This window comes from Ruegeria sp. CE8, assembly GCF_056537465.1.
In genome coordinates, this window is sequence record NZ_JBQFRP010000022.1 from 16,872 (window position 1) to 28,185 (window position 11,314).

Annotated in this window: 10 protein-coding genes; 1 reads left to right on the forward strand and 9 read right to left on the reverse strand. The window is 55.8% G+C overall.

All coding sequences use genetic code 11. The features are described from left to right. Window positions 1-69: 69 nt before the first annotated feature. The 9 genes from ACR0AA_RS22825 to ACR0AA_RS22865 form a co-directional block, all read right to left on the reverse strand. Complete coding sequence (locus ACR0AA_RS22825; protein ID WP_480666331.1) at window positions 70-1,260, reverse strand: Gfo/Idh/MocA family protein; 1,191 nt, start codon at window positions 1,258-1,260, stop codon at window positions 70-72. Beyond that, complete coding sequence (locus tag ACR0AA_RS22830) at window positions 1,253-1,927, reverse strand: hypothetical protein (RefSeq protein WP_480666330.1); 675 nt, start codon at window positions 1,925-1,927, stop codon at window positions 1,253-1,255. Before ACR0AA_RS22830 ends, ACR0AA_RS22825 begins: the two co-directional genes overlap by 8 nt. Then, complete coding sequence (locus ACR0AA_RS22835) at window positions 1,917-3,107, reverse strand: Gfo/Idh/MocA family protein (protein WP_480757654.1); 1,191 nt, start codon at window positions 3,105-3,107, stop codon at window positions 1,917-1,919. Before ACR0AA_RS22835 ends, ACR0AA_RS22830 begins: the two co-directional genes overlap by 11 nt. After that, complete coding sequence (locus ACR0AA_RS22840) at window positions 3,094-3,930, reverse strand: citryl-CoA lyase (RefSeq protein ID WP_480757657.1); 837 nt, start codon at window positions 3,928-3,930, stop codon at window positions 3,094-3,096. Before ACR0AA_RS22840 ends, ACR0AA_RS22835 begins: the two co-directional genes overlap by 14 nt. Further along, entirely contained in the window at window positions 3,927-5,819 is a 1,893-nt protein-coding gene (locus ACR0AA_RS22845; RefSeq protein ID WP_480757659.1) for a bifunctional sugar phosphate isomerase/epimerase/4-hydroxyphenylpyruvate dioxygenase family protein, read from the reverse strand. Before ACR0AA_RS22845 ends, ACR0AA_RS22840 begins: the two co-directional genes overlap by 4 nt. Continuing rightward, a complete protein-coding gene (locus ACR0AA_RS22850; RefSeq protein WP_170628591.1) occupies window positions 5,819-7,114 on the reverse strand; it encodes a TRAP transporter large permease in 1,296 nt (431 codons plus the stop codon). The genes ACR0AA_RS22845 and ACR0AA_RS22850 overlap by 1 nt, the downstream gene beginning before the upstream one ends. Next, window positions 7,111-7,686 carry a TRAP transporter small permease gene (locus tag ACR0AA_RS22855; RefSeq protein WP_480666325.1) on the reverse strand — a complete coding sequence of 192 codons (576 nt, stop codon included), beginning with the start codon at window positions 7,684-7,686 and terminating at the stop codon, window positions 7,111-7,113. The genes ACR0AA_RS22850 and ACR0AA_RS22855 overlap by 4 nt, the downstream gene beginning before the upstream one ends. 30 nt (window positions 7,687-7,716) lie before the next feature. Next, the gene (gene dctP, locus ACR0AA_RS22860; protein ID WP_480666324.1) at window positions 7,717-8,727 is read right to left on the reverse strand and encodes a TRAP transporter substrate-binding protein DctP; all 1,011 of its coding nucleotides are present in this window, start codon (window positions 8,725-8,727) and stop codon (window positions 7,717-7,719) included. A 91-nt stretch (window positions 8,728-8,818) separates the two neighbouring features. Next, window positions 8,819-10,120 carry a Gfo/Idh/MocA family protein gene (locus tag ACR0AA_RS22865; protein ID WP_480666323.1) on the reverse strand — a complete coding sequence of 434 codons (1,302 nt, stop codon included), beginning with the start codon at window positions 10,118-10,120 and terminating at the stop codon, window positions 8,819-8,821. On the opposite strand from ACR0AA_RS22865, the gene ACR0AA_RS22870 reads away from it, so the two are divergent. Further along, complete coding sequence (locus ACR0AA_RS22870) at window positions 10,119-10,772, forward strand: GntR family transcriptional regulator (RefSeq protein WP_480666322.1); 654 nt, start codon at window positions 10,119-10,121, stop codon at window positions 10,770-10,772. The genes ACR0AA_RS22865 and ACR0AA_RS22870 overlap by 2 nt on opposite strands. The last annotated feature ends 542 nt before the right edge of the window (window positions 10,773-11,314 follow it).

Genomic DNA, 11,314 nt, shown 5'->3' on the forward strand with positions numbered 1-11,314 from the left:
ATGCTGAGCAGAAAATGAAAGCGCCCAGGCAACGGCCCGGGCGTGTTTTACATTTGTGTTGGCAAAGCCTTAGAGAGTGACCCAGTCCCCTCCGGACTGGTGAGAGCGCACGGAGGCATCAATGAAGCGGACACCGTCTGCGCCTTGATTGACACTGGGATAGGTCAGCCAATCGGCCGGAATCGCGACGCCATCCCGGCGCGCGGCCACTGCCATTGCGAACTCAGTATAAAGATTAGCCCAGGCTTCGATAATCCCTTCGGGGAAGCCGCGCGCGGTTCGGATCAAACGTTCCGCGCTGGGGTCGATGCCATGCCCGTGACCTCGGCTGATGATACGATCCGGCTCACCAAACCGATTGAACTTTAGCCGCTCCGAATTCTCCAAGTCCCACTCGAGACCTCCTTCGCTCCCGAATATCCGCAACCGCAATCCTCCCCGATTCCCGGGGGCAAGGCGTGTTGCCAACAAGGTTCCGGGGACTTCATTTTGGTAACGGGTAAACATGAACGCCGTGTCTTCCAACGGCTGTGGCACGCCGCAGACATGAAACTCGGCCCGTAGGTTGGTCAAGGGCAAGCCCGAGACAAAACTGGCGAGATGCGCGGCATGGGTTCCGATATCGCCGACACAGCTAGTCGGACCAGAAATCTTTGGGTCCAGCCGCCATTTGACATGGGGCGCATCAGCCACATCATCGGGCGTCATCCAGTCTTGCATGAACTCGACGTGGATTTGGTTGATTTTACCGATGCCGCCTTCCGCCACGATTTGTTTGGCCTGACGGATTACCGGAAAACATGACATCGCATAGCCGACAGCAAAGATGTGTCCCGTGCGCGCGGTAATCTCCTCAAGCCCCTCGGCCTCGTCGACTTCGTTGGTCAGGGGCTTGTCGCACATCACGTCAATGCCCGCCTCCAGAAACGCTTTGGAAGCTTCAAAATGAACGTGGTTTGGGGTAGTGATCATGACGGCATCTACGCCATCCGAGCGTGCCGCCTCGGCCTGTGCCATCTCGTCGAACGACGCATAGCACCTGTCTGCTGGCAGGAACCATTCGGCCCCGCGTGCTTTGCTGCGCTCGGCATCTGAACTGAGCGCGCCTGCGGCGACGTCCCATCGGTCGCTCATCCTCGCTGCCATCGCTTGCGTGACAGAGATACGTCCTCCGCCAACAACGCCCAGCCGCAAACGGCGAGACAACCGGGGGAATGGACCGTCAAAGTTCAGGTTTTCGGGTAAAAGTCTCTCAGCCATTCTGAACCTCCATTTCCGGGACCCGTACGCCTTCCGGCAGCATTTCCACCGCCATGAAAATGCTGGGGGTAATCGTCTCGTATTGATGCCAGGGATAGTTGCCTTCGGCGTCATACATCGGCTTGTGCGTCGCGCCCGGAGCCATGAGTTCTTCGAGGTAAAGGGTTTCAACGTCCCGTTCGCGGCATTGCTGCATTTTGCCAAAGCCTACGATTTGCGTATGCACTTCGCGAAACCCCGGTACCGGGCAGAACGGATGATCCTTATGTAACCCGACATTCAATGGGACCGAGCCGGAATGGTACATGGTCAGTCCAACGTTACCCACGAAGACCTTTGGCGACATGTAGTGGCTGACACCGCGCAGACGCTCCTCTTGGCGAACATCAAAAGCAGATGGCCATGTATCTTTCACCCATGCGAACAGCTCGTTCTCATCGGCATGGGCGTCGAAACCATAGACAATTACTGCGCGTTCCACGCCGTTAAGCACGCTGTCTTGCACGATCACAGACGAAAGCGGCGCAACGGTCTGATCCTCGACCGAAAGGCCCCTTCCCCCAAGGTTCAGAACAATTGCGCGACCCTCGACAGATATTCTGTCTTCATCGGTGATGTGCTGGACGCGAAAGAATGGCTGGGCAAAGTCGAGTGTCTCAATCGGCATTCGCCAACTCCTTCCTCTCATCGTTCAGGAAATCGACCGGCAAAGGCTCGGGTACCTCGCAACGGCTTTCTATCGTCTGATACGCTCCGAATTTCGGTGCCCGTTCAATTGCGTCCATGACCTCGAAAACGTGGTAGGCAAGCGCGCCACTCGCACGGGGTTGGCGTCCTTCTTTTGCGGCCAGGACGAGGTCCAAAAGGCCGAGCCCGCGGCTGTCCTCATTGAACCCGTGTTTGTTTTCGACCACCTGCCAGTCTTCGCGACCGGTTGGACGAGGCTGGTGAGACCAGCGCGAGGTGTCCCGCGTCTTCAACCAGACATCCCCCTGAAAGATGTTGGCGCCATGAACCGGGTCTGAGTCTGGGATGCTGATGGTGCCGTTTTCACCGTAGATCTCGAACCGCGGAGTTTCGCTGTCCCAAACGTCGAAGCTCATGGTCATCGACCCTATAGCTCCGGAAGAGAACTGCAGCAGGCTAAGGGAGTGCGTGTCGACCTCGACGTCCATCCATTCGCCGTTGCGAGGGCCGTTTTCGATCATCCTTTTGTCGAACGTGCATCGCGCCATTCCGGCGACCCGGTCAACGGGACCAAGGCAGCAGATCATGGCGGTCAGGTAGTACGGCCCAAGGTCCAGCAATGGCCCACCACCCGCCTTATAGTAGAAATCCGGGTTGGGATGGTGGCGTTCTGTCCCGTGGGTACCGACATGGGCAAAAACCCCCGTCGGTTTGCCAATGGCACCCTCGTCGATCAAGCGCCGAACGGTCTGCCAGCGACCGCCCAGAAATGTGTCGGGTGCGCAACCGATCAGCAACCCCTTTTCAGAGGCCATGTGCAGGATCGCCTTACCATCCGTTCGGTTCATGACCAGTGGCTTCTCGGAATAGACGTGCTTGCCCGCCTTTAACGCGCGCAAACTGATTTCCGCATGCGCCGCCGGAGTTGTCAGGTTCAGAACGCAGTCAATCGTCGGATCGTCAAACACTTCATCTGGCGTGCAGGCCTGGGCGACACCGTATTGATCCGCTTTGGCGCGGCTTTCCGAAGGATCAAGGCTTGCACAAGCCACGACTTCGACGCTCGAAAATTTGGATAGTGTCTTTAGATAAATATCACTGATACGACCACAGCCAATAAGGCCGACCCGGAAGGATTTCGATGTCTCACGTGTCATCATTCCTGTCTTCGTAGAGGGGTAAGTAATTCGGGGGCATCGGCCCTTTGTTCCGACCGCCCTGCCCCATTTGCTCCCAGGCGTGGGCGAGTATTCCGACCGAGCGGGACAGGCAGAACAGCCCTCGTGACAAGGGCGCAGGAAAACCAAGTTCACAGAAGATCACAGCAGTCGCGCCGTCGATATTCATGGCAATTGGCCGAGCGCCGCGTTGACGACCGAGTTCGGCTTGAACCTCTTCTCCGATATCGGCAAACCGGCCAGATACTGTGCCTACTGCCGCCGCATCACGAACAAGTTGCATCAATCGTGGTGCGCGTGGGTCGACAGGCTTGTGAAACCTGTGACCAAAGCCCGATACGATCTTGCCGTAGGTCTCGCGCCAACTGTCCAAGCCATCCCGAACAGCGTCATTCAGCGAAGCTTCCGCATCCATGCGGACTGCGATATCATAGTAAAGCTCTGCACACTGCTCTCCTGCCCCGCCGTGCACGTCGCCCAGCATGTTCACCGCAGTCGCCATCGCATTATTGAGACCTACCCCGCAGGTGGCGGCCATACGCGCAGCCGCGATTGAGGGAGCCTGTGGGCCGTGATCCACGCCTGCGACCAAAGCAGCTTCGAACAAGCGCGCTTGTGCGTCGCTGGGCAGATCACCCCGCACCATCAGCCAGATCATCTGTGGGAATGAAACGTTCCCGATCAGGTCCTCTATGGCGTTGCCACGAAAAGCGACCTGACCGGGCTTCATGTCGATGATGGAGGTACGCCACCATTGGCGAACGGCGCGCTCATCCATTGTCATGTTTTCATCCAGCACAGTCATTGAGTCTTCACCTCTTTGAACGTCTGGGTTTTGCTTTGCGCGGCGAGGCGAATGGGCGCGTTACGCGCACCGTAACCGGCATAGCCCATGCGGCGTTCAACAATTTCGAAAAAGAAGCCGTTAAAGATGGGGCGGCTGTATATCTGAAAATACTCAGCACCCACCGCCCGATCGTAGAGTATGTTACCCCGGTGCAGTTGAGCGACCAAATCGTCATCCAATCCGAATATCGCTTGCAGATCAGCGTAGTAGTTTTCTGGGATGGACAGGCTGGGAAAACCGGACTTCCGCAATTGGGCTGAGGTTTCAAATATGTCGTCCGACTGGAAGGCAATGTGCTGAACACCAGCACCAAAACCGTCTTCAAGGAATGAAGCCGCCAGTGTTCGACGCCCAACTGCACCATTCAGGTTTAAACGCACTTCGCCTTCGGGGCTTTCGATGGCTTGGCTTTGCACAACACCCGACGGGTCGGCAACGTTCACGATCGGGGATTTTGCCATCTCAAAAGTCGAAATGTAATAGAGCAGCCAGCTTTGCATCTCATCGTTACGCATCGTCTGTGCCAGATGGTCGATGCGGCGCAGACCGGCAGGCTGGATCGCTTTGGTCTTGGCGACTGGCTCGAACTCGATGTCCCAAACCCGATGCAGATCGGATTTCTCATCTATGAAATGGACAACATTGCCACCAACACCTCGGATGGCCGGGATGTCCAGTTCCCCGGTCCCTACTGGCTGCGAGAAATTCGGCGCGCCCAACTCGGTCGCTCGCTGAACCGTCTGATCCGCATCTTTGACACGCAACCCCATATCACAAACGGAGGGGCCGTGACCCAGGAACGCCGAATGGGCAAATCCTTCCTTTTCGGTATTCACGACGATGTTTATCGCGCCCTGCCGCCACAGCTCGACGGACTTGGATACATGTTTTCGCTCCATTCGAAAACACATTGCTGACAGCATATCTGCCAGCTGCGCACCGCTTGTTTCGTCGGCTGTAAATTCGACGAATTCGAAGCCTGACGCATAGACGCGTTCCGGCAGGTCCGGGATGCCGAAATCGGTTCCCGGCTCGGTCCGGCAAACCTCATCCAAGAGGTTCACCAGCGACCTGTAGCTGTCTCGGGCCAGTGTTCGGCCACCGGGTTGAGGAGCTGCTTCGTTGACGCGTGCAACCGACCAAGGCCCTTTGTATCCGGCGCGGGCAAGCACGCGCACAAAGCCCGCAAGGTTCAGCGACCCAAGCCCCGGCAGAAGCCCAAAGTGCCGCTTGAGCCGACGTATATCCATCTCAAGCCGGGGTGCATCGGACAGTTGCACATGGAACAGCCGCTCTCCGGGAATGTCCCGAAGGCGGGCTGGTTTGGACCCGTCGGCAAGCGAGAAGAAAGAATTCAAAGCCAACCCCAGATGAGGGCTGTCGACAGCATCAACGACGCCTAACGCCTGTTCATCCGAGTGAATAAGATCCGACCATGGCAAGCCCATATAGGCCAGACGCATCCCCATTTTTTTAGCGATTTGGGCCGCCTCGCCAAGATCTGCGATTACCTGTTCTTCGGTCGCAGCGGCATCGACCTCGAAAGCAGACCCGATTAGCAGCAATTCCGTTCCCAACTCACTCATCAGGTCGAGTTTGCGCTTCAGCCGATCAAAGGCGCGCTCCCGTCCGCTGCCAGACTGGCCTTCAAGGTTATGGAAAGGTTGCAGCAGGCAAATCTTCAGGCCGAGAGCTGAAGCACGTTTCCGAATTTGCGATGGCGGCCCGTCAAAAGCGGTCAAGTCCGGTTCGTGTAATTCGACACCTCCGAATCCCGCGTCGGCGATAGCACTCAGTTTTTCGGCCAGATCACCGGGGATCGACGTTGTCGAAACCGAGAGGCACATTATCCCTGATATCCAAACATACGCGGCAACCACAGGACCAGATCCGGCATCAGCATCATGATCACCAAGGCGAAGATGAGAACCGCGAGGAAAGCCCAGATTTCCGAGATGATTTCGCGCAGCGGAATGTCCGTCACGGCGTTGATAACGAAGAGCAGAATGCCGTAGGGCGGCGTGATCAGGCCGATCATCGAGTTTACGACGACCAGTACTCCGAAATGCACCAGATCAATCCCAAGCGCTTCGCAGGTCGGGATGAACAGGGGCACGATCACCAGGATGATCGTTGTTGCGTCTAATACGCATCCCAGCGCGAGGATCAGCAGGTTTACGAGGATCAGGAACACAATCGGGCTGACATCTGAACCCTCCAGCAAGGCTGAGATCGATTGCGGGATCTGTTCCTGAATGACGATGAAGTTCAGAATGAACGCGCCCCCAATGACCACCCCGACGGCTGCGGAAGAGCGTGCGCTGTCGACGAACACTTGATAAAGGCCACGGAAGGTCAGCGCGCGGTAGAACAACGCTGCCAATAGCAGAGCGTAGAATGCAGCCACGGCTGCAGCCTCGGTCGGAGTAGTAACGCCTCCATATATACCGTACAGCAGGATCGCCGGCATCAGCAGCGCCGGGAACGCGTTGGCGGTTTTAGCAGGTAACTCGCGCAGCGGAACAGGTTCTTCCAATGCAAAGTTCCGCTTGCCGGCCAGATAGTAGTTCATCGCCATGAGGACGACGCCCATGATCAGGCCCGGCAGAATACCGGCCAGGAACAGCGACCCGATAGAGGCCTTGGAAACGAGCGCGTACAAAACCATCGGAATCGAAGGCGGAATGATCGGGCCGATCGTTGCCGACGCTGCGGTAATTGCAGCTGCGTAGCCTCGGCTGTAGCGGCCATCCTTGGTCATCATCTCAATGATGATCTTACCGATCCCCGCGGCATCCGCGACAGCCGAGCCGGACATACCCGAGAAGATCAGGGACGCTACCACGTTTACGTGCCCGAGGCCGCCCTTGAACCGCCCGACCGCAGCGACGCAGAAGTTCAGCAGGCGGTCGGTGATCGACCCCGCGTTCATGATATTCGCGGCAACGATGAACAAAGGCACGGCAAGCAGAATCGTGCTTTTGTAAAAGCCTTGCAGGATCTTCTCGCCCGCGAGGGCGACGTCCAATCCGGCCGTGCCAAGGTACACTAATGAGGCCAAGAGGATGGAATAGCCGATAGGTGTCCCGATGCCTGCCAGAAAAAAGAGAGCGAGCAGGCAGGAAAGAAGTTCAAAACTCATTTCTTAACTTCCTCGTCCTCTTCGACGTCGACACGGGGATGATCGTCAACGACGTTGTACCCAACGACCAGTTCCAACTCTGTCTTTGGTGGGCCATTGCGCATGACGTCGAAGAACAGCCAAGCATACCGCGCAGCCACGACCAGCATAAAAACCGCGTAAATCGAGAATACTGAGCGCAGCGGTATCTTCTCACCCGAGAACGGATTGCGCACAGTCGAGGTTTTGCGGATTTTCATCCAGTCGATGTAGTCCCACGTCGGCAGGAAACTGTAGAGCATCCCGACCACAATCGCCGCGGCCGCCAGCATCGCAAAGACCTGCCGCACGCGCATCGGCACCGAAAGGTAGATGATGTCGAACTTCACGTGATCCCTCTCGCGCACGATGAAGGCGCAGCTAAAAAAGATCACCCAGACCCAGAGGATGCCGATGAGTTCAAGCGTCCAGCCAGCGGGGGTAAAGAAGTACCGCAGAAGAATTTGGAGAAGGAAGATCAGGAAGATTGCCGCCAGCATCCCGCCGGCAATCGCTTCGGTCAGTCGGGAGAACCCCTTTTTGAAGCCTTTCATCGTGGTTCTCCCTCCCTTCTTCAGACGACCTTAGTTGCCCAGAGCGTTGATCTGCTCCAGAACGCCGTCCGGCCATGATCCGGCGAACTCGCTGTCCAGATACATCGACTGTACCTGATCGCGGAACGCCGCGAGGTCGGGCTCGTAAACCTCCATGCCCTGCTCCTTGAGGAAGCTGACCAGATCTTCTTCTTTCTGAAGCTGCTTCTGACGACCAGATTCCGCCGCTGCGTCTGCCGCTTCCTGGACCTTGGCTTGCTGTTCTGGTGTCAGCCCGTCCCAAACCTCTTTGCCGATGGCGATATAGTTCAAATCGACCAAGTGCGATGTCAGGATGATCTGATTGGTCACTTCGTAGAATTTGGCGTCAACCACAGTCGGCAACGGGTTGTCCTGACCGTCAACGGCACCGGTCGACAGAGCTGTGTAAACCTCTGAGAACGCCATTGGTGTCGGGGCAGCACCCAGCGCTTTGCCAAGGAACTGCCACGCATCTGTGCCCGGCATCCGCAGGTTCACACCCTCCAGATCAGCCGGAGTGCTGACGGTCAGTTCATCCTTGGGTTGGCGCAGGTTCACCTGACGACGGCCCAAATACATGACCGACAGCAGTTTGACGCCCAGTTCTTCTTCGGCCTTTTGCTTGAAGGCATCCATCAAGGGATCGTTGAAGACAGCCACCTGATGCGCGGCGTCCTGATGGACATAGCCTGCGGTAAAGATCGAAAACTCGGGGAAGAACTGTGCCAGTTCCTGCGCCGAGGTGATCGACATTTCCAAGTTGCCGCGGCTGATGGCGTCCAACTCCGTACCTTGGGCGAAGATTGTGCCGTTATAGCTGGGCTCATACGTCGCAAATTCAGCGACCATGGGTGCGAAAACCTCGGCCATTGCGACCGAGCGCTGATCGGTCTCCGATCCTGATGTTGCGAGGCGAAGTTGCACTTTCTCTTCCGCCAGCGCACCACTTGTTGCGCTAAACAGAACACCGGTTGCGACCAGGGCTGATACAGCAGCCCGGCGGGTAAGTTTGGTAATCACTTTGCTCCTCCCTGAGACATCATGATGCTTCTTTTTTGCGATTCAGAGTTTTGACCTATTTTGGACATTTTGCAAGATGTTTTACAAAATATCAGATATTTTTCATTACCTGCAATCTCTGTTGCTGCATTTCCTGAAGGGTTCTTATCCTGACAGTCTCGCCAGTTCTGCAAGAATTCTGAATAGCTTCAATAACTTGAAGCGTTCTAAAACCTTCCCATCCAGACACAATCGGATCTGCTTCGTGCCGAGCTACTTCAACAAAGTGCCTAAGCTGATTAACCAGAGGGTCAGACGCACCCTTCTTCAGCGCGGTTGATGAGATTGGCGTCCACCAGTCCCTTTGCTCACTCTGGTAACTCCACAATCGAAGATCGGGAACGGACAACGAACCATGAGAGCCACCTATCATGTAGCTACTCTCAGTGGTTGAAGGATAGATTGGATATTCCTGAGACGTCATCTCCCAGCTCCATGGAGCAACGATGCTGTCGGACACACTTATGGTCCCTATCGCTCCGCTTTCGAACGTCAACAGAGCACCGGCAACATCTTCGTTGTCGTAGCCCCGCTGCGATGCAGCCGACTGAGCCTGAACGGTCACGACTTCTCCGGCCAAATACCGCAGAAGATCGACGTCGTGGACCAGATTGACTGAGATGGGCCCTGCACCTGGATTCTTTCGCCAGGGCGCAGCATCAAAATACTCGTCTGGCTTATAGAACCAGCAATTCGCATGGACAGCGCGCACATCGCCAATCTTCCCACCGACAATGGCTTCCTTAGCCGACCGGATCAGAGGATTGTGCCGACGATGATGTCCGACCATCAGTGGCACATTGGCCTTCTCCGCTGCCTGAACAAGCTCAAGTGCAGCGGTGGCTTCCACGGCGATCGGTTTTTCGACAAGAAGGGGACAACCATGTCGAACACACGTGAGGCCTTGTTCAACATGAAGCGTGGTCGGGGTCGCAAGAACAGCTCCGTCCGGCGTCTGATTTGCAAACATTTCCTCGAGGGTTTCGTAACATGTGACCCCATGCTCAACGGCGTAAGCACGACCTTCATCGCTGGGGTCGACCACCGCGACGAGATCAACATGGCGCAACGCTCGTATAGCGTCTGCGTGGCGGCGTCCAACAAGGCCAATGCCGACAATGGCAATGCGAAAGTTCTTAGACACTTTGCTTCCTTCCGGAGGGTCCGGAAAATCCCGAAACCGATGATTGCGATCGGGCTGCTTTGCCCAACTTGGCCACGACCGTATTGGGGTTTTCGCGATTCCGCAATAATGTATGATATTTTTATTTTTACCATACATCAGTTTGGATTGCTGATGTCTCTGAAAAATGCTAATTGAACGAGGAAACTGATAATATCGGGTGAAACGCATGGCGAAACAGCCGTCTACGATAGGTGCAAGCACCTATCAGCGCATCAAGCGGGATATCATCTTCGGGGAGCTGCAACCCGGCTCCAAACTGAAGCTGGACGCCTTGAAGGAACGCTACTCGGCAAGCCTTTCGACACTTCGTGAAACGCTGAACAGGCTCGCCAGCGATGGATTTGTCGAAGCTCCTGAGCAACGGGGTTTCCTGGTTACGCCGGTTTCACGAGAAGACCTGACCGAGATTTCAGAGCTGCGCGTCCTGTTGGAATGCCACGCATTGGAGTTGTCCATCGCGAACGGCGACACGGACTGGGAAGGCAATCTCGTTGCCGCACACCACAAACTGCACCTGATGGAACAGCAGCTTCTTAAGGGCGACGAGTCCGAGAAAGAAACCTGGAAACGATATGATTGGGAGTTTCACCAAGCAATGATCGCAGCCTGCAACTCCAAGAACCTTTTGTCTCTGCACTCGATCATCTATGACAAGTATCTGCGGTATCAGATGCTCGTGCTGACCTATCGCGGCGAAGAGGCCGTAAGGGAGCACAAGGGTATGTTCGATGCCGCATTGGCCAGAGACGCGAGCACCGCAAAGAAGCTGTTGGAAGATCACATCCGAAACGGTCTCTCACATACGCTGGAGGCTATGTAGCTCGCTGTTGTTGCTGCCTATCACCATCACCTGGATCAGCGACGCGGGGCCTGATAGGCAAGTTTAATTTCTGTGCTTACCAGATGAATTTCGTAAGTTCATTATTCAACATCTTAACCCCGCTGCATCAGGCAGCCGTATGAGCAGGGATGAAAACGCCAAGCTGCTGCAACCAAGGGTTGCTCAGCACCGCCTTAAAAAACCGGGAACATCACTGAATGGGTGTTATGTGAAGCGATCTCTGGTTGTGTCGTCAACCATCTCGGTCTTCATCATTCGGGTCTCCTGGCTCATAAAAACCCAGCCTTTTCAGACGCCGAATGGTTGCAATTCGATTTATGGCCCTATCAATCTTAATCGCGTTTCCTGTGGCATAAGCAGCCCCAATCAGTTTGAACTGCTTTTCAACGTCTTCGGCGAGCTCCGCGTCACTAGGGTCAGGATGCATTGATTTTCAAAGCGCTGCGTGATTCACGGCTCGAAAACCGGAGCGGTGATATGAGCGACCTTTTCTGGCTGACTGCTGAGCAGATGGCCAAACT